The organism is Pseudomonas zeae, assembly GCF_014268485.2.
Classification (GTDB): domain Bacteria; phylum Pseudomonadota; class Gammaproteobacteria; order Pseudomonadales; family Pseudomonadaceae; genus Aquipseudomonas; species Aquipseudomonas neuropathica.
On the sequence record NZ_CP077090.1, the window covers coordinates 4,980,284 to 4,998,174 of the forward strand.

Consider the following 17,891-nt stretch of genomic DNA (forward strand, 5'->3'; position numbering starts at 1 on the left):
CCGACCATATCTGTGTTTCATGTTCATTTTGAGAACGTTTTGGGCGCAATGAGAACTCAACTGAAGCGAACGTATTCCAAATTTGTTTAAAAACCCCGACCGGCTAACTGGACTGCACGCCAGACTGATCAATACTTGAACTGTCGGGCGACATCTCCCCCAAGTGTCGTGCCGGTAAAGGTACCAAGGGACCGCGTGCCTTTGTTTTACTCCTAATGGTCTTAACCCGGATTCACCCCCCAGAACCCGGGTTTTTTTTGCCTGCGATTTGGCTAAGGCCTACAGGGCAGATTTAACACTGGCCAGCGGGAACAGACGCTTGAAGTTCTCGGTTGTCTGCTCGGCAAAACGCTCGTAGTTTTCACCACGCAACATCGCCAGAAACTCCGCCACTTCGCGCACGTACTGCGGCAGGTTCGGCTTGCCGCGATAAGGGATCGGTGCCAGATACGGTGAATCGGTTTCCACCAGCAAGCGATCCGCCGGGACCTTGCTAGCGACGTCGCGCAAAGCATCAGCATTGCGGAACGTGACAATACCCGACAGGGAAATGTAATAACCCATGTCCAGTGCAGCCTTGGCCATGTCCCAGTCTTCGGTGAAGCAATGCAGCACACCGGCCTGAGGCAACGCCGCTTCGCGCAGCAATTCAAGGGTATCGGCACGCGCGCCACGGGTGTGGATGATCACCGGTTTGCCGGTCTGCTGCGCCGCTTGCAGGTGCAGACGAAATGACTCCTGCTGCAGTTCAGCGGCTTCCGGTTCGTAGTGATAGTCGAGGCCGGTTTCACCGATCGCCACGACTTTCGGGTGATTGAGCTCGTGCAGCAGCCAGTCCAGCGCTGGCGCCGCACCGGGTTGTACATCGAGCGGATGCACGCCGACCGAACAATCGACATCGTCATAACGCTCAGCCAGGGCTTTGACGTCGGCGGCGTTATCGGCACTCACGCCGATGCACAAGAAGTGCCCTACTCCGCGCTCACGGGCCGCATCCAGTGCAGCATCCAGCGAGCCGTCATGGGCGGCGAGGTCGAGGCGATCAAGGTGACAATGGGAATCTACAAGCATAAAAAGACGGCTACTTACATCGTATGAGTGGGACGGTCGGATTTAAGCGCTCCGGCCAGATGGGTTTCGATGCGACTGCGCGCCGTGTTGTCGCCATCGTTGAACTGTACGCCAACACCGGCAGCGCGATTGCCTTGCGCCCCTTTGGGGGTGATCCACGCGACCTTGCCGGCCACCGGGATCTTCTCGGCCTCGTCCATCAGGTTGAGCAGCATGAACACCTCATCGCCCAACCGGTAACTCTTGTTGGTCGGGATGAACAAGCCACCGTTCTTGATAAACGGCATATAAGCGGCGTAGAGCACCGACTTGTCCTTGATGTTCAGGGACAAAATGCCGTTGCGCGGCCCGGGGCTGACGGATTCATTCATGTTGACCTCCACTGCTGATGTTCAGAGTCTAGGTACACATTCTTATCTTTGACCAGGCAATCCCGCCCATTGCACCAACAACGCTTCCAGCAGCAAGGCCGGATTGAGGTTGGCTTTGCTCATGACTTTCTGCCGCTGGGCGAGAATCCAGTCCTGAATCTCGAGGACTTTGCCTTGCGCACTTTTCTGCGCCAGGTATTGCACGACTTTGCGCATGTCGGTCAGACCGAGCCCTGCTTCATCCTGAGTCAATTGATAACGCAGGATCAGGCTCGACCAATCGCAGAACCAGTCAAACAGACGCAGCATCGGAATGCTTTTCCACTCCTCAGCCAGTTGCGTCGGCGATTGCTGCTGCTTGAGCAACTTCTTCACGCCCTCGACCACTTGCGCGCGTTGTTCACGCACGCCCTGGGATTGCAGACTGACCGCCATCAACGGTGAGCCGGCGGCCAGCGTCAGCAGTTCGACACGTTCGTCTTCGGAGCAGTCCGGCAGCGCCTGAGCCAGCCATTGCAGGCTCATCGCCTCGCCCGGCAGCGGACAGGCCTGCTGCACGCAACGGCTCTTGATCGTTGGCAGCAAGCGACTGGTCTGGTGGCTGACCAACAGCAAAACGGTATCGCCGGAAGGCTCTTCAAGGCTCTTGAGCAAGGCGTTGGCGGCATTGATGTTCATCGACTCGACCGGCTCGATCAGCACCACTTTGCGCCCGCCCAGTTGCGCGGTCTGCACCACGAAGCTGACCAGATCGCGGACCTGATCGACCTTGATCGCCTTATCGGCTTCTTCCGGTTCGAGAATGTAATTATCGGGGTGACTGCCGGCCTTGAGCAGCAGGCAGGATTTGCACTCGCCGCAGGCTTCCGGCGTCGGCCGCTGGCACAACAGGCTGGCCATCAAGCGTTCGGCCAGCGCACGTTTGCCGATGCCGGCCGGGCCATGCAGCAGATAGGCGTGGGCGTGCTGTTTACGCCCGGCCAGTTGCTGCCAGAGGCTGTCCTGCCATGGATAGGCCTCAGCCACGGGCCAGCTCCAGCAAATTCGGAATCAGGGTATCCAGCGATTGTTGAACCTTGGCCAGTGGCTGACCGGCATCGATGCGCACATAGCGCGCGGGATCGGCTTCGGCGCGCTTCAGAAACGCATTGCGTACAGCCTCGAAAAACGCCCGGCCTTCCAGTTCGAAACGATCCAGACGGCCACGGGCACTGGCGCGGGCCAGGCCGATTTCTACCGGCAGATCGAAAATCAGCGTCAGATCCGGACGCAGGTCGCCCTGCACGAAAGTTTCCAGTGTGGCGATGCGCTCCAGCGACAAACCGCGACCGCCGCCCTGATAGGCGTAAGTCGAGTCGGTGAAACGATCACACAGCACTACCGCACCCCGGGCCAGCGCCGGTCGAATCACTTCAGCCAGGTGCTGAGCGCGCGCGGCGAATACCAGCAACAACTCGGCGTCCGGGTTCATGACCTCGTCGGCCGGCGCCAGCAGCACGTCGCGAATCCGCTCGGCCAATGGCGTGCCACCCGGCTCGCGGGTCAGCACCACTTCGATACCGGCGGCGCGCAGGCGCTCGGCAAGGTATTCGCGGTTAGTGCTTTTGCCGGCGCCTTCCGGGCCTTCCAGGGTAATAAACAAGCCAGTCACAGGCAGTCCTTAATCAAAGTCATTGCGTGTTTTGTGGGGCGGCTTCTGGAGCCGGCGCAGGCTCCTGAGGCGTAACTTGCGGCAACGCTTCCGGGGCGGTATCCGGAGAGGCGGCAGGAATCGCCTCCTCGGCAGCCGGAGCGGCTTCAGGGGTTATCGCCGGCGCCGGGCTGGAACGGTAATCGGCACGGCGCTTGAGCTGGTACTCACGCACCGCGTTATTGTGCGCATCCAGATCGTCAGAGAACACATGGCTGCCATCGCCACGTGCAACGAAGTACAGGCTGGTGCCGTCCACAGGATTCAGTGCCGCGTGAATCGCTTCACGCCCGACCATCGCAATCGGTGTCGGTGGCAGGCCGGGAATTACGTAGGTGTTGTAAGGCGTCGGCTCTTTCAAATGCGCCCGAGTCAGCTTGCCGGTGTAGCGATCGCCCAGACCATAGATGACGGTCGGGTCGGTCTGCAGCTGCATGCCCAGGGCCATGCGACGCACGAAGACACCGGCAATCTGCCCACGCTCCTGTGGCACGCCGGTCTCTTTCTCGACCAGCGACGCCATGATCAGCGCTTGATAGGGTTCGCTGTACGGCACATCGGCAGAACGACTTTCCCACTCTTTCGCCAGCACTTCATCGAGGCGATCAAAGGCTTTCTTTAGCAGTTCGGCATCGGACATGCCGCGCACAAAGCGGTAAGTGTCCGGGAAGAAACGGCCCTCCGGGAACAACCCTTTATGACCAATCTTCGCCATGACGTCGCTGTCGCTCAAACCGTTGAGGGTCTGCTCGACCTTGTCGTCTTTGGCCAACGCCGCGCGCACTTGATGAAAATTCCAGCCCTCGACCAGCGTCAGGCTGTACTGGACCACTTCACCGCGCTTCCACAAGTCGATCAGACCGTTGACGGTCATGCCCGGCTGCATACGGTATTCGCCGCTATGGATCGGTGTACCGGCGAGATTGAAGCGCCAATAGACTCGCAACCAGAATGCGTCCTTGATGACGCCATCGGTTTCGAGGGAAAGGAACGTACGGGTCGGAGTGGAGCCTTTCGGCACATCCAGCAGTTCTTCCTGCGTGATGTTCAGAGGCTGTTCCAGCGCGGAGTGAATCTTCCAGGCGCTGGCGCCCATCAACAGCCCTGCCAAAACCAGTCCGGTTTCCAGCAGCAGCAAAAGTTTACGTCTCACAAATCAGGCATCCAGTAGGGCGCGGGCAATGGTTTGCAGTTTACGGGTGAGCGGGCCAACCGGCCAGCTCAGTGCAGCGTAGGCGCGTACCGGCCAGACGCCATACACGCTGTTGCAGACAAACACTTCATCGGTCCATTGCAGCTGTTCGAGGCTGATGTCGGCGATCTGCGTGGGAATGGCCAGTGACTCGGCCTGAAACAATATTTCGGCGCGCATCACACCGGCAACGCCGCAGCGTTTCAAATCCGGCGTGATCAATACACCGTCGCGCACCAGAAACACATTACTGAACACCCCCTCGATCACTCGACCGGCCTGATCTAGCATCAAGCCTTCGGCGTGCTCGCTGTCCTGCCATTCGGCACGGGCGATGACTTGTTCCAGTCGATTGAGGTGTTTGAGTCCAGCCAGTAAAGGCTGTATGGAGAGTCGCGTGTTACACGGAAACAGACGAATGCCTTGTTCAGCATGCACAGCGGGATAAGCTGCCGGAGGATTGCCTTGCAGAATACGTCGGCCAGGCGCCGCCGGATCAGGTGCGTAACCGCGCAGACCGTCGCCACGGGTAAGGATCAGCTTGAGTACACCCTCGCCCATCGCTGCCGCATAACTCAGCAGCTCGTGGCGAACCCGTTCGATATCGGCGGCGATGGCCAGACGCGAACAACCATCGGCCAGACGCGTCAGGTGCCGATCCAGCAGGATCGGCTGTCCATCACGCACGGCGATGGTCTCGAACAGACCGTCGCCGTAAGCCAGGCCGCGATCTTTCAGCGACAGAGCGTCAGCCGGTTGACCGTCGACCCAGCTGTCCATCAGCCTGCGAACCGACGGAACGCCAAGGTGCCGTTGGTGCCGCCAAAACCGAAGGAGTTGGACAGCACGACATCGATGTCCATGTTGCGCGCAGTGTGCGGCACGAAATCGAGATCGCAGCCTTCATCCGGCTCATCGAGGTTGATGGTCGGCGGTGCCACTTGGCTGTTGATCGCAAGAACGCTGAAGATCGCTTCAACCGCGCCCGCCGCACCTAACAGGTGACCGGTCATCGATTTGGTCGAGCTCACTGCCAGTTTGTAGGCGTGATCACCGAACACGGTCTTGATCGCATTGGCTTCGGCGAGGTCGCCGGCCGAAGTCGAAGTACCGTGAGCGTTGATGTATTGCACTTGATCGGCATTGATCTTCGCATCGCGCAGCGCGTTAGTGATGCAGCGTGCTGCACCGGCACCGTCGGCAGGTGGCGAGGTCATATGGAACGCGTCGCCACTGGTGCCAAAGCCGATGAGTTCGGCATAGATGGTCGCGCCGCGCGCCTTGGCGTGTTCCAGCTCTTCGAGAACCAGTGCACCGGCACCGTCGGACAGGACGAAACCATCACGGCCCTTGTCCCATGGACGGCTGGCGCGGGTCGGTTCGTCATTGCGGGTCGACAGCGCACGGGACGCGCCGAAGCCACCCATGCCCAGACCGCATGCGGCCATTTCGGCACCGCCGGCAATCATCACGTCGGCTTCGTCGTACATGATGTTGCGCGCCGCCATGCCGATGCAGTGCGTACCGGTGGTACATGCAGTGGCGATGGCGTAGTTAGGTCCCTGTGCCCCCAGGTGGATGGACAGGAAACCGGAAATCATATTGATGATCGAGCCAGGTACGAAGAATGGCGAGATTCGACGCGGGCCCGTCTCATGCAGGGTACGGCTGGTTTCTTCGATGTTGGTCAGACCGCCGATTCCCGAACCCATGGCCACGCCAATGCGTTCACGGTTGGCGTCGGTGACTTCCAGACCAGCGTTGCGTACAGCCTGAAAGCCGGCAGCGAGACCGTACTGAATGAACAGGTCGAGCTTGCGCGCTTCCTTGACCGACAGGTATTCCTCGACATTGAAGCCCTTTACCGAGCCGCCAAAGCGGGTGGAATAGGCAGAAAGGTCGGTGTGTTCGATCAGACCAATGCCACTGCGGCCAGCCAGAATGCCCTGCCAACTGCTCGGCACATCCGTGCCCAGTGGCGACAACATACCCATACCGGTGACTACGACGCGTCTACGCGACACAGCACTCTCCTTTTTCAAATGACGATTTTGCATCAGGCCTAAAGAAAAAACCGCACGCCATGATGGCAGTGCGGTTTTTCCATGACAGCAAACAACGATTACAAACTATTACGCCTGGTGGCTAGTAACGTAGTCGATTGCAGCTTGTACAGTAGTGATCTTTTCAGCTTCTTCGTCAGGGATTTCGGTCTCGAATTCCTCTTCCAGAGCCATCACCAGCTCAACGGTGTCAAGGGAGTCGGCACCCAGGTCTTCTACGAAGGAAGCGGTGTTGACCACTTCTTCTTCTTTAACACCCAGTTGCTCGGCAACGATTTTCTTGACGCGCTCTTCGATGGTGCTCATACCTTGTTTTCACTCCTAATGGACAAATTCAGGCAGCTGGCCAGTGGGTAAGTGTATAGAAAGACTTTTCAGTTTTTCAACTGAAAGCTTCACTCCTCAAACCCTGCAGCCCTCTGCCTATAAATAGATTGCAGCTTTATAACGGATTTTAGACAGCTCGTATGACATTTTTTTGAAGCAATCCGTCACATTTTACTTACATGTACATCCCACCGTTCACCGGGATTGTAGCCCCAGTGACGTATGCCGCACCGTCGGATGCAAGAAAAGCGACCACAGACGCGATCTCTTGAGCTTGCCCCAGACGACCCAGCGGAATCTGCGTCTGCAAGGCTTCACGCTGTGCTTCAGGCAGTTCGCGCGTCATATCGGTGTCGATAAACCCTGGGGTTACCGAGTTGACCGTAATCGAACGCGAACCGACTTCACGCGCCATCGCACGGCTGAAACCTTCCAGACCGGCCTTGGCGGCTGCATAGTTTACTTGGCCAGCGTTGCCCATGGCACCCACCACCGAGCCAATACTGATAATTCGACCCCAACGCGCCTTGGTCATGCCGCGCAGAACGCCCTTGGACAGGCGATACAGACTGTTCAGGTTGGTATCGATCACGTCGTACCACTCGTCGTCTTTCATGCGCATCATCAGGTTATCGCGGGTGATGCCGGCATTATTGACCAGGATTGCCACCGGCGCACCGAACTGTTCCTGAATACCCGCCAGCACTGCACTGACCGATTCATCGCTGGTGACATTGAGTTCGAAGCCTGCGCCCTGAATACCGTTTTCCTTCAGGGTCGCAGCGATACGCTCGGCGCCCGAAGCGGAAGTCGCGGTGCCAATGACGATGGCGCCCTGACGACCCAGTTCCAGCGCGATAGCCTGGCCGATGCCGCGGCTTGCACCGGTGACCAGTGCAACTTTACCTTGCAGACTCATGCAAGTTTCTCCTGATTCAGGCTTGCGCTGCGCGAGCGGCAGCGAAAGCGTCTGGGGTATTGAGGTTGGAAGTCGCCACGCCTTCGGCGCAACGCTTGTTCAGGCCGGCCAGGACTTTGCCCGGGCCGCATTCGACCAGATTGGTCGCGCCTTTGGCAGCGAGAGTCTGTACCGACTCGACCCAGCGCACGGGCTTGTACAGTTGTTCGAGCAGATCACGCTTGAGGGTTTCCAGATCAGCCGGCACTTGCGCGCTGACGTTCTGTACCACCGGGATCTGCGGCGCCTGCCAGTCGATGGCGGCGATGGATTCGGCAAAGCGCTCGGCGGCCGGACGCATCAGCTCGCAGTGCGACGGCACGCTCACCGGCAGCGGCATGGCACGCTTGGCGCCACGCGCCTTGCAGCCTTCGATGGCGCGCTCGACGGCAGCCTTGGCTCCGGCAATGACCACTTGGCCCGGCGAGTTGAAGTTGACCGCGCTGACCACTTCACCTTGCGCCGCTTCGGCGCAGGCAGCCAGCACATCGGCATCTTCCAGACCGAGGATGGCAGCCATGCCGCCCTGCCCGGCCGGAACAGCTTCCTGCATCAACTGACCGCGACGCTCGACGAGCTTCACCGCATCAGCCAGTGTCAGGCTGCCGGCAGCAACCAGCGCACTGTATTCACCCAGACTGTGACCGGCAACAAAAGCCGGACGCGCACCACCTTCAGCCAGCCACAGACGCCATAGGGCGATCGAAGCGGTCAGAATGGCCGGTTGGGTTTTATCGGTTTGATTGAGCAGCTCTTCCGGGCCCTGCTGGGTCAGCGCCCACAGGTCATAGCCCAGAGCCTCAGAGGCTTCTTTGAAAGTTTCGAGGATCAACGGATATTCCGCGCCCAACTCGGCCAGCATGCCGAGGGACTGCGAACCTTGTCCTGGAAAGACGAATGCGAGGGAAGCAGACATGTAACAAGCCCCTAATGATCTTGTCGTCGGAAAATGGCGCCCCACTGGGGACGCAAGAAACTGACAGTTGGATGGCCCTTTGAACCGGGCGGTCACATTTAAGCATTGTCCGACGAAAACGCCTAAGACAACAAATCCTCCAGACGGCCATGGAGACGCTCGGGGAGATTTTCCTGAATCTCGATCAGCGCACGGGAAATAGCACTCTGAAAGCCCTGAACACCGGCCGAACCGTGGCTTTTCACCACGATACCCTGCAAGCCGAGAAAGCTTGCGCCGTTATGTCGCGCCGGCGCCAGATCCGCCTGCAAACGCTTCATCAGCGGCAACGCCAACGCCCCCACGACACGAGAGGCCAGATTCTTTTTGAACAGCGCCTCGATACGCGCAGCAATCATCGTCGCCAGACCTTCGCTGGACTTGAGCAGGATGTTGCCGACGAAACCATCGCACACCACAACATCCGCCTCGCCGCGATACAAACCGTCGCCTTCGATAAAGCCGATGTAATTGATGCCACGGGCAGCCTGCAACAGCGTCGCAGCCAGCTTGACCTGCTGATTACCCTTTATGTCTTCGGTGCCGATGTTCAGCAGCGCGACGCGCGGGCGATGGATGCCCAGCGTTTGCGCCGCAACAGACCCCATCACCGCAAACTGCAGCAGATGTTCGGCACTGCAATCGACGTTGGCGCCCAGATCAAGCAACTGGCAATACCCCTTCTGCGTCGGGATAGCCGCCACCATTGCCGGCCGATCAATACCGGGCAGCGTCTTCAGCACGAATCGTGACAGCGCCATCAACGCACCGGTATTGCCAGCGCTGACACAGGCCTGAGCCTTGCCGTCACGCACCAGCTCAAGGGCGACACGCATCGACGAGTCCGGCTTGCCACGCAACGCCTGGGTCGGTTTTTCGTCCATGGTGATGACTTCGCTGGCCGCAACAATCGTCAGGCGCGCGCGATCGGCAGCCGATTGGCCGTGGATCAATTCTTCAAGAAGGGAGGGTTGACCGACGAGGGTCAGGTGCAGCGAGGGCGTAGCAGACAGGCAAGCAAGGCTGGCCTGAACAATGCTGCGGGGACCGAAGTCCCCGCCCATTGCGTCAATCGCGATGACTTGAGCGGACAAGTGATTACTCGTCAGCGCCCTTGTCGATCACTTTACGGCCACGATATACGCCTTCTGGCGATACGTGGTGACGCAGGTGAACTTCACCAGTGGTTTTTTCTACAGACAGGGTGCTAGCCTCGAGAGCGTCGTGCGAACGGCGCATGTCACGGGCAGAGCGGGATTTTTTGTTCTGCTGAACAGCCATAATTGATTAACTCCTAAACGTTTGGGTCACGCTTTAACTGCGCCAATACACTGAACGGGTTGGACCGCGTTACCTCGTCCTCGCTCGGTTCGGGCTCATCTGCTCCCGCCGGCTGCTGGCATTCTTCCGGATGATGAGCAGGCACAATAGGCAAGGCAAGCAAAAGCTCTTCCTCGACCAGTGACTGCAGATCCAATGGATCTTCGCCCAGTTCCAGCACGTCATAACCTTTCGGTAACGACTGGGTATTCGCACCCTCCTTCACTACAGCGTAACTGCATTCGCTGTGGATCGGCAGGGTGACCAGCTCAAGACAACGCTGGCAAACCATTTTGACCTCGGTGTCGATAAAGCTGTGGATCACCACAGATTTACGTTCATCTCGTTCAAAAACGAATTTCGCCTGCACCGTACCGACATCGTCGGAAAGCGGGTCGCAGAGTCTCTTCAAATCGGCCAGCAGCAGTTCACCTTGAAGGGTGGTGCCACGGTCAGCCAATTTGCGCGGGTCAACGTGAGGTGGAATCGGGTCATTCAACATAGGCGCAGCATTATAGGGATGCACCCACCCATGTCAAAGGAAATTGTGCCCTGTCCGTCACTTGCGTGCCTCCGTTAGAATTCGTACCTGCCTCAGGAGACGCGAATGCTGCCTTTATTACTCGCTTCAAGCTCGACCTATCGTCGGGAATTGCTCGCCCGCCTGCACCTACCGTTCGTCTGCAGCTCGCCGGATATCGATGAAAGTCACCGCCCAGGCGAATCGGCGATCGAACTGGTCAAGCGCCTCGCCGAACAAAAAGCCCGGGCATTGGCTGACAGCTATCCCGCCCATCTGATTATCGGCTCGGATCAGGTTGCCGTGCTCGGCGAGCAGATCATCGGCAAGCCGCACACCTTTGAGAAGGCGCGCGAGCAACTGATGGCTGCCAGTGGCGCCAGCGTAACGTTCCTCACCGGCCTGGCTCTGCTTAACAGCCAGACCGGCCAATGCCAGGTCGACTGCGTGCCGTTCACCGTGCACATGCGCCAACTCGATCAGCCGCGCATTGAGCGCTACCTGCGACTGGAGCAGCCCTACGATTGCGCGGGCAGCTTCAAGGCTGAAGGACTGGGCGTGAGCCTGTTTCAATCCACCGAAGGCCCTGACGCCACCAGCCTGATCGGCCTGCCGCTGATTCGCCTGATCGACATGCTATTGGCTGAAGGCGTGCAAATTCCCTGACCCACAAAAAACCGGCCATCAAGGCCGGTTTTTTTCAGTTGCAACTTCTTAACGCAATGAAGGCCCGTGGAAACCCATCCACATCGCCAACTGCTCAGCCACACTGGCGCCGAGCTTCTTCGAGAAGCGATCGAACGGCGACTCCTGAACGGTGAAGTCGACCAGCTCCTTCTCGCCAATCACATCACGCGCCACCGAACTGGCATTGCCCAGACCATCGATCAAGCCCAGCGGCAGCGCTTGCTCACCCGACCAGACCAGCCCGGAGAACAGCTCCGGATGCTCTTTGTCTTTCAGACGATCGCCACGCCCCTGCTTGACGCTGTTGATGAACTGCTTGTGCGTGGTGTCCAACACCGTTTGCCAGAAGGCCGTTTCATCAGACTTCTGCGGCTGGAACGGGTCAAGGAACGACTTGTGCTCGCCCGAGGTGTACGTGCGACGCTCGACACCCAGCTTCTCCATGGTGCCGACAAAGCCGTAACCGGCCGCCGTCACACCAATCGAGCCAACCAGACTCGCCTTGTCGGCATAGATCTGATCCGCCGCACTGGCAATGTAATAAGCACCGGAGGCGCCCAGATCGGAAATCACCGCGTAAAGCTTGATCTCCGGATGCAGACCGCGCAGACGCTTGATCTCGTCATACACATAACCCGATTGCACCGGACTGCCGCCAGGACTGTTGATGCGCAGGATCACGCCTTTGACCTTCTTGTCCTCGAACGCCGCCCGCAGGCTGCCAACAATGTTGTCGGCACTGGCCGGCTCTTTGTCGGCGATCATGCCGGTGACGTCGATCAACGCGGTGTAGTTCGGCCCGCGCGTGGCGCTCTTTTCCATGTCCATCAGCGGCGTGAACAGGATCAGCGCCACAAACAGATAAACAAACGTCAGCAGCTTGAAGAAAATCCCCCAACGCCGCGAACGACGCTGTTCCTGAACACCAGCCAGCAGAGTCTTTTCCAACAGCTTCCAGCTTTTTTCGTCACCGTCGTCGGCACTTGCCTTGGCCGGTGCTTTCCATTCGTCGGTCATGCCATCCACCCCAGCAAAAACGTATTAGGCCTGCTTCCCCAGCCAGGCATGTAATTCGGAAAAACGGTCGATCGACAGACGTGGCTCGAATTGTTGCAGCGATTCGATCGATTGCGCGCCATAACTGACCGCGACCGAATCCATCCCCGCATTACGCGCCATCAGCAGATCGAAGGATGAATCGCCGACCATCAGCGCCTGCTCCGGGCGTACACCACAATGAGCAAGGATCTGCTCCAGCATCAGAGGGTGCGGCTTGCTCGCAGTTTCATCGGCGGCGCGGGTGATATCGAAATAATCTTCCCAGCCATTGGCCTTGAGCACCCGATCCAGTCCGCGACGATTCTTGCCGGTCGCCACCGCGAGGTGATAACCCTGCTCGCGAAAGGACGCCATCGACTCGACTACGCCCTCGAACAACGGCGAAGGCACAGCTTCTGCGGCGATGTAGTGATCGGCGTAATACTCGCGAAACGCGGTCATTTCGGCGTCACTGATCTCGGGATACAGCGTGCGAATCGCTTCGGGCAAGCCCAGACCGATGATGCCTTTGACAGCAAAGTCGTCGCGCAACTCGAAACCGGAGCGCCCGGACGCCGAATGCATGGCTTCGACAATCCGGTGAATGGAATCGGCCAGGGTGCCGTCCCAATCGAAAATCAGCAGCTTGTAATCAGATGGGCGCACTCAATCGCTCCACGGTCTTGGCCCACATTTCATCGACCGGCGCCTGCAAGGTCAGCTTGCCGCCATCGGGCAGCGGCACGGTCAGCATGTAGGCGTGCAGGAACAGACGTTTGCCGCCCAGATCACGGATTTCCTTGGTGAAATCCTCATCGCCATACTTGCTGTCGCCAGCAATGCAATGACCGGCATGCAAGGTGTGCACGCGAATCTGGTGGGTGCGACCGGTCACCGGTTTAGCCTCGACCATGGTGGCGAAGTCACCGAAGCGGCGCAGCACTTTGAACATGGTCAGGGCTTCTTTGCCCTCGTCATTGACTTCGACCATGCGCTCGCCGGAACGCAGATTGCTCTTGAGCAATGGCGCGCTGACTTTCTTGATCGAGGTCGCCCAGTTGCCGCGCACCAGCGCCATGTAGCGCTTGTCGACGCCATCGCCGCGCAATTGCTCGTGCAAGTGACGGAGCATGCTGCGTTTTTTGGCGATCATCAGCAGGCCGGAGGTGTCACGGTCGAGACGGTGTACCAGCTCCAGCTCCTTGGCATCGGGACGCAACTGACGAAAGGCTTCGATCACACCGAAATTCAAGCCACTGCCACCGTGAACCGCAATGCCGGCGGGCTTATTGATCACGATCAGGGCTTTGTCTTCGAAGACAATCGAGGCTTCCAGGCGCTGCAACAAGCCTTGGGCTAGTGGCACCGGCTCATCACGTTCAGGCACGCGAACCGGCGGCACGCGCACGATATCACCGGCCTGCAGCTTGTATTCGGGCTTGATCCGACCTTTGTTCACGCGCACTTCGCCTTTACGCAAAATGCGGTAAATCAAGGTCTTGGGCACGCCTTTGAGCCGGGCGAGGAGAAAATTGTCGATTCGTTGGCCGGCATACTCCGGCGAGACTTCAAGCAATTGAACGCCTGGAGTCGAAGGGGCAGTAGTTGTCATGCCGCGGATGATAACAATTTTTATGGAATTGAAGCACTTAATCATTGCTGCTATAGTCGCGAACGCCGCCAAAAGCGGCCTGGACAGAGGAACCACGGTCAAAAACCGGCCCTGACCAACGCAATTCACCAGGACGCGAGGCCGTCCTACGGGGCTTTCGCTACGTAACGGTGGAGTTTGCAGTTGTAACAAGCGCAGGTGACATGAGGCCTGAATTACACCGTCGAGCAGAGTTTTTACTCGCCTGACAGGCACACATTCAAGGCCAGTTCACAAAGTGCAGTCAGCTGCAGATGACCCCGAGCGAATGCTTCGGAAACAACGCCTGAATTAGCCATGATGCGTGACCTCCCCTTTCGGAGCTCACGGTAAATGCCAACCCGCTGCGGATTCTGCGCGCGGCAGCACCCGAATTATCAGGGATACGTGTAGGGTGGAGATGCACAACCGCTGGACTGTGTAGCAATAGGCTTTATCAAGACGCTTCATCTCGTCCACAGCCGCTGGTTGATTCCTCCTCCTGACTGAGTGCTTAAGTAGCCACAGCAAGCAGGACGCGTACGTCGCTATATCGGCCCAATTGGCCGCATATCGCTGGACACGGGAATGGCCAACCACTCCCGACGCACCTGACACCGACCGTGAGAAGTCGTGTGTGCCGAACGCCGTTTCCGGCAGCCCGGAAACCGACGGTACTACATGAAAAGAATGCTGATTAACGCAACTCAACCCGAAGAGTTGCGTGTTGCACTGGTAGATGGCCAACGCCTCTACGACCTGGACATCGAATCCGGTGCACGCGAGCAGAAGAAGGCCAACATCTATAAAGGCCGCATCACTCGCATCGAACCAAGCCTTGAGGCTGCCTTTGTCGATTTCGGCTCCGAGCGCCACGGCTTCCTGCCACTCAAAGAAATCTCCCGCGAATACTTCAAGAAAGCCCCTGAAGGCCGCGTCAACATCAAGGACGTCCTGAGCGAAGGCCAGGAAGTCATCGTTCAGGTCGAAAAAGAAGAACGTGGCAACAAGGGCGCAGCCCTGACCACCTTCATCAGCCTGGCCGGTCGTTACCTCGTGCTGATGCCGAACAACCCGCGTGCCGGCGGTATCTCTCGTCGCATCGAAGGCGAAGAGCGCAACGAACTGCGTGAAGCGCTGAACGGTCTGGTCGCACCAGCCGACATGGGTCTGATCGTGCGCACTGCCGGCCTTGGCCGCAGCAGCGAAGAAATGCAGTGGGACCTCGACTACCTGCTGCAACTGTGGACCGCCATCAAAGAAGCCTCGCTGGACCGCTCCGCGCCATTCCTGATCTACCAGGAAAGCAACGTGATCATCCGCGCCATCCGCGATTACCTGCGCCAGGACATCGGCGAAGTGCTGATCGACAGCGTTGAAGCCCAGGACGAAGCCCTGACCTTCATCCGCCAGGTGATGCCGCAGTACGCCAGCAAGATCAAGCTGTACGAAGACAGCGTACCGCTGTTCAACCGTTTCCAGATCGAAAGCCAGATCGAGACCGCTTTCCAGCGCGTCGTTGAACTGCCTTCCGGTGGTTCCATCGTGATCGATCCGACCGAAGCCCTGGTGTCGATCGACATCAACTCGGCGCGCGCCACCAAAGGCAGCGACATCGAAGAAACCGCTCTGCAGACCAACCTTGAAGCTGCCGAAGAAATCGCCCGTCAGTTGCGCCTGCGCGACATCGGCGGCCTGATCGTCATCGACTTCATTGACATGACCCCTGCCAAGAACCAGCGCGCCGTGGAAGAAAAAGTCCGCGAATGCCTGGAAGCCGACCGCGCTCGCGTGCAGATCGGCCGCATCTCGCGCTTCGGCCTGCTGGAAATGTCCCGTCAGCGCCTGCGTCCATCGCTGGGCGAAAGCAGCGGCATCGTTTGCCCGCGTTGCAACGGCACCGGCATCATCCGTGACGTTGAATCGCTGTCGCTGGCGATCCTGCGCCTGATCGAAGAAGAAGCCCTGAAAGACCGCACCGCCGAAGTGCGCGCCCAGGTGCCGATCCCGGTCGCTGCGTTCCTGCTCAACGAAAAACGCAACTCGATCACCAAGATCGAACTGCGCACCCGTGCCCGCATCATCATTCTGCCGAACGACCACCTCGAAACCCCGCATTTCGAAGTTCAGCGTCTGCGTGACGACAGCCCGGAAGCCGCGACCAACCAGTCCAGCTACGAAATCGCTGCTGCCGCTGCTGAAGTCGAAGAAGTTCAGCCAGCCGCTGCGACCCGCACCCTGGTTCGCCAGGAAGCCGCGGTCAAGACTGCTCCGGCCCGTGCCAACGCTCCGGTTCCGACCGAAGTCGCCGCCCCGGCCGCTGCTGCACCAGCTCCAGTCGCTACACCGGAGCCAAGCCTGTTCAAAGGCCTGGTGAAATCGCTGGTCAGCCTGTTCGCCACCAAAGAAGAGCCAGCCGCTCCGGTTGTGGTTGAAAAACCAGCCGCCGAACGTCCGGCCCGTAACGAAGAGCGTCGCAACGGTCGTCAGCAGAGCCGCAACCGTAATGGTCGCCGCGATGAAGAACGCAAGCCACGCGAAGAACGTGCTCCACGTGAAGAACGTGCGCCACGCGAGCCGCGCGAAGAGCGCGCGCCACGTGAAGCCCGTGAAGTCCGCGAACCACGTGAAGCTCGTACCGAAGCGCCAGTTGCCCGCGAAGAACGTGCACCACGCGCTCCGCGTGAAGAACGTGCACCACGTGCGCCGCGCGAAGACCGCAAGCCACGCGGCGAGCGTGAAGAGCGTGTGCGTGAACTGCGCGAGCCACTGGACGCCGTTCCAGCCGCTGTAGCTGACGTTGCCGTTACCGCTGAAGAACGCCCGACCCGTCAGCCACGTGAAGAACGCGCACCGCGTCCGCCACGTGAAGAGCGTCAACCGCGTGCCGAACAGGCCGCTGCTGCCGTCGCTGAAGAAGAAGTGAACACCAACGAAGAGCAACTGCCGGAAGACGGTTCGGAGAACGCCGAAGGCGATCGCCCACGTCGTCGTTCGCGCGGTCAGCGTCGTCGCAGCAACCGTCGTGAGCGTCAGCGTGATGCCAACGGCAACGTGATCGAAGGTTCGGAAGAATCCGAAGCCGGCGAAAACGCTGAAGCGCCAAGCACCGCCGATCTGGCTGCTGGCCTGGCTGTGACCGCCGCTGTTGCCAGCACCGTGATCAGTGCACCGGCTGAAGCTCAAGCCCACGAGCAAGCTGAACGCGCCACCGCGGCTGTTCAGGAAACCGCTCCAGTGGAAGCGCCGGTTGTTGAAGCGACTACTCCAGTAGAAGTGGTTGCTGCTCCGGAAGTCGAAGTGGCTCCAGTTCAAGAGACCCTGCCTCAGGTAGAGCCAGCGCCAGTTGTGGCTGCGGAGCCGGTGGTTGAAACCGTCGCAGAAACCGTAACCGAAACCGTGCGTGAAGTTCGCGAAGAGCAGACTGCCTTCAACTGGGTTGCCGAACCGACTGTTGCTGAAACCCCAGCGCCAGTGGTGGAAGCACCGGTTGTTGAAGCGCCAGTGTTTGAAACCCCAGTGTTTGAAGAACGTAAGGCTGCCGAACCAGCACCTGTCGTTGAAGCAGCGGTTGTCGAAGCACCCGTGGTGACCGAAGCGCCAGCCCCGGTGGTTGAAGCTCCAGCACCGGTCAGCGCTCTGACGCCAAGCGGCCGCGCGCCAAACGACCCACGTGAAGTGCGTCGTCGCAAGCGTGAAGAAGAGCGTCTGCAGAAGGAAGCCGAATTGGCTGCCGCTGCTGCGCCAGTCGCTGCCGAGCCAGCCGTGGTTGCTGAAGTGGTCGAGGCAGCTCCTGCCCCGGTGACTGAAGAAGCTGTGGTTGAGTCGGTGATTGCAGAAGCACCACGCTCCGTTCAGGACGCGGTCGAGCAGCACCAAGAGGCCGAGGAAAAAGAACACGAGCCTAAACCACTCGTGTAATTTCCAAAGCCAATAAAAAGCCCCGCCCGATTATTCAGGCGGGGTTTTTTTATGCCTCGATTTTTTGTGCTGGACTCTAGATCAACCCCCTCACCCCAGCCCTCTCCCCAGGGGGCGAGGGGGAAAGGGAGCCGATCTCCGTGTGTTT

18 protein-coding genes are annotated in these 17,891 nt (G+C 59.1%); 2 read left to right on the forward strand and 16 right to left on the reverse strand.

What is annotated here, in order from left to right:
* Window positions 1-279: 279 nt before the first annotated feature.
* The 13 genes from HU754_RS21910 to HU754_RS21970 form a co-directional block, all read right to left on the reverse strand.
* Window positions 280-1,071 (reverse strand): TatD family hydrolase, encoded by a 792-nt coding sequence (locus HU754_RS21910; protein WP_077574069.1) that lies wholly within the window; start codon window positions 1,069-1,071, stop codon window positions 280-282.
* Between the two features lie 14 nt (window positions 1,072-1,085).
* Window positions 1,086-1,442, reverse strand: coding sequence for a PilZ domain-containing protein (locus HU754_RS21915; protein ID WP_093435417.1), 357 nt, complete (start codon window positions 1,440-1,442; stop codon window positions 1,086-1,088).
* Between the two features lie 42 nt (window positions 1,443-1,484).
* A complete protein-coding gene (locus tag HU754_RS21920) occupies window positions 1,485-2,468 on the reverse strand; it encodes a DNA polymerase III subunit delta' (protein ID WP_095048608.1) in 984 nt (327 codons plus the stop codon).
* The gene (gene tmk, locus HU754_RS21925) at window positions 2,461-3,093 is read right to left on the reverse strand and encodes a dTMP kinase (protein ID WP_095048609.1); all 633 of its coding nucleotides are present in this window, start codon (window positions 3,091-3,093) and stop codon (window positions 2,461-2,463) included. The genes HU754_RS21920 and tmk overlap by 8 nt, the downstream gene beginning before the upstream one ends.
* Before the next feature lie 19 nt (window positions 3,094-3,112).
* Window positions 3,113-4,285 (reverse strand): endolytic transglycosylase MltG, encoded by a 1,173-nt coding sequence (gene mltG, locus HU754_RS21930; RefSeq protein ID WP_186620464.1) that lies wholly within the window; start codon window positions 4,283-4,285, stop codon window positions 3,113-3,115.
* 3 nt (window positions 4,286-4,288) lie between these two features.
* The gene (pabC, locus tag HU754_RS21935) at window positions 4,289-5,104 is read right to left on the reverse strand and encodes an aminodeoxychorismate lyase (RefSeq protein WP_186620463.1); all 816 of its coding nucleotides are present in this window, start codon (window positions 5,102-5,104) and stop codon (window positions 4,289-4,291) included.
* Window positions 5,104-6,348, reverse strand: a complete 1,245-nt coding sequence (gene fabF / locus HU754_RS21940) for a beta-ketoacyl-ACP synthase II (protein ID WP_093435430.1) — start codon at window positions 6,346-6,348, stop codon at window positions 5,104-5,106. Before fabF ends, pabC begins: the two co-directional genes overlap by 1 nt.
* 108 nt (window positions 6,349-6,456) lie before the next feature.
* Window positions 6,457-6,693, reverse strand: coding sequence for an acyl carrier protein (gene acpP / locus HU754_RS21945; protein ID WP_003175607.1), 237 nt, complete (start codon window positions 6,691-6,693; stop codon window positions 6,457-6,459).
* Window positions 6,694-6,889: 196 nt separating this feature from the next.
* The gene (gene fabG, locus HU754_RS21950; RefSeq protein ID WP_034155354.1) at window positions 6,890-7,633 is read right to left on the reverse strand and encodes a 3-oxoacyl-ACP reductase FabG; all 744 of its coding nucleotides are present in this window, start codon (window positions 7,631-7,633) and stop codon (window positions 6,890-6,892) included.
* Between the two features lie 16 nt (window positions 7,634-7,649).
* Window positions 7,650-8,588 (reverse strand): ACP S-malonyltransferase, encoded by a 939-nt coding sequence (gene fabD / locus HU754_RS21955; RefSeq protein WP_034155355.1) that lies wholly within the window; start codon window positions 8,586-8,588, stop codon window positions 7,650-7,652.
* A gap of 122 nt (window positions 8,589-8,710) precedes the next feature.
* Window positions 8,711-9,721 carry a phosphate acyltransferase PlsX gene (plsX, locus tag HU754_RS21960; RefSeq protein WP_095125201.1) on the reverse strand — a complete coding sequence of 337 codons (1,011 nt, stop codon included), beginning with the start codon at window positions 9,719-9,721 and terminating at the stop codon, window positions 8,711-8,713.
* A gap of 4 nt (window positions 9,722-9,725) precedes the next feature.
* On the reverse strand, window positions 9,726-9,908 hold the full coding sequence (gene rpmF / locus HU754_RS21965) for a 50S ribosomal protein L32 (protein ID WP_003179396.1): 183 nt from the start codon (window positions 9,906-9,908) through the stop codon (window positions 9,726-9,728).
* 13 nt (window positions 9,909-9,921) lie between these two features.
* On the reverse strand, window positions 9,922-10,449 hold the full coding sequence (locus HU754_RS21970; RefSeq protein ID WP_038364482.1) for a YceD family protein: 528 nt from the start codon (window positions 10,447-10,449) through the stop codon (window positions 9,922-9,924).
* A 105-nt stretch (window positions 10,450-10,554) separates the two neighbouring features.
* Here HU754_RS21970 and HU754_RS21975 point away from each other — a divergent pair, with 105 nt between their 5' ends.
* The gene (locus HU754_RS21975) at window positions 10,555-11,133 is read left to right on the forward strand and encodes a Maf family protein (protein ID WP_186620461.1); all 579 of its coding nucleotides are present in this window, start codon (window positions 10,555-10,557) and stop codon (window positions 11,131-11,133) included.
* A 48-nt stretch (window positions 11,134-11,181) separates the two neighbouring features.
* Here HU754_RS21975 and HU754_RS21980 read toward each other — a convergent pair whose 3' ends face one another.
* Genes HU754_RS21980 through rluC form a run of 3 tightly spaced genes read right to left on the reverse strand, consistent with a single transcriptional unit; the run spans window position 11,182 to window position 13,804 of the window.
* Window positions 11,182-12,171 carry a S49 family peptidase gene (locus HU754_RS21980; RefSeq protein WP_099756909.1) on the reverse strand — a complete coding sequence of 330 codons (990 nt, stop codon included), beginning with the start codon at window positions 12,169-12,171 and terminating at the stop codon, window positions 11,182-11,184.
* Between the two features lie 24 nt (window positions 12,172-12,195).
* Window positions 12,196-12,858 (reverse strand): HAD-IA family hydrolase, encoded by a 663-nt coding sequence (locus HU754_RS21985; protein WP_099756910.1) that lies wholly within the window; start codon window positions 12,856-12,858, stop codon window positions 12,196-12,198.
* Window positions 12,845-13,804, reverse strand: a complete 960-nt coding sequence (gene rluC / locus HU754_RS21990; protein WP_034155359.1) for a 23S rRNA pseudouridine(955/2504/2580) synthase RluC — start codon at window positions 13,802-13,804, stop codon at window positions 12,845-12,847. The genes HU754_RS21985 and rluC overlap by 14 nt, the downstream gene beginning before the upstream one ends.
* A 699-nt stretch (window positions 13,805-14,503) precedes the next feature.
* Between rluC and rne the strand changes: the two genes are divergently transcribed.
* Window positions 14,504-17,743, forward strand: coding sequence for a ribonuclease E (gene rne, locus HU754_RS21995; RefSeq protein ID WP_186620459.1), 3,240 nt, complete (start codon window positions 14,504-14,506; stop codon window positions 17,741-17,743).
* Window positions 17,744-17,891: the final 148 nt, after the last annotated feature.

Excerpts from the sequence above, each read along its gene's own strand:
- pabC (WP_186620463.1), bottom strand. The coding sequence starts at position 5,104 with ATGGACAGCTGGGTCGACGGTCAACCGGCTGACGCTCTGTCGCTGAAA.
- acpP (WP_003175607.1), bottom strand. The coding sequence starts at position 6,693 with ATGAGCACCATCGAAGAGCGCGTCAAGAAAATCGTTGCCGAGCAACTG.
- HU754_RS21975 (WP_186620461.1), top strand. The coding sequence starts at position 10,555 with ATGCTGCCTTTATTACTCGCTTCAAGCTCGACCTATCGTCGGGAATTG.
- rluC (WP_034155359.1), bottom strand. The coding sequence starts at position 13,804 with ATGACAACTACTGCCCCTTCGACTCCAGGCGTTCAATTGCTTGAAGTC.
- fabG (WP_034155354.1), bottom strand. The coding sequence starts at position 7,633 with ATGAGTCTGCAAGGTAAAGTTGCACTGGTCACCGGTGCAAGCCGCGGC.
- fabD (WP_034155355.1), bottom strand. The coding sequence starts at position 8,588 with ATGTCTGCTTCCCTCGCATTCGTCTTTCCAGGACAAGGTTCGCAGTCC.
- HU754_RS21910 (WP_077574069.1), bottom strand. The coding sequence starts at position 1,071 with ATGCTTGTAGATTCCCATTGTCACCTTGATCGCCTCGACCTCGCCGCC.
- rpmF (WP_003179396.1), bottom strand. The coding sequence starts at position 9,908 with ATGGCTGTTCAGCAGAACAAAAAATCCCGCTCTGCCCGTGACATGCGC.
- HU754_RS21970 (WP_038364482.1), bottom strand. The coding sequence starts at position 10,449 with ATGTTGAATGACCCGATTCCACCTCACGTTGACCCGCGCAAATTGGCT.
- HU754_RS21915 (WP_093435417.1), bottom strand. The coding sequence starts at position 1,442 with ATGAATGAATCCGTCAGCCCCGGGCCGCGCAACGGCATTTTGTCCCTG.
- HU754_RS21980 (WP_099756909.1), bottom strand. The coding sequence starts at position 12,171 with ATGACCGACGAATGGAAAGCACCGGCCAAGGCAAGTGCCGACGACGGT.
- rne (WP_186620459.1), top strand. The coding sequence starts at position 14,504 with ATGAAAAGAATGCTGATTAACGCAACTCAACCCGAAGAGTTGCGTGTT.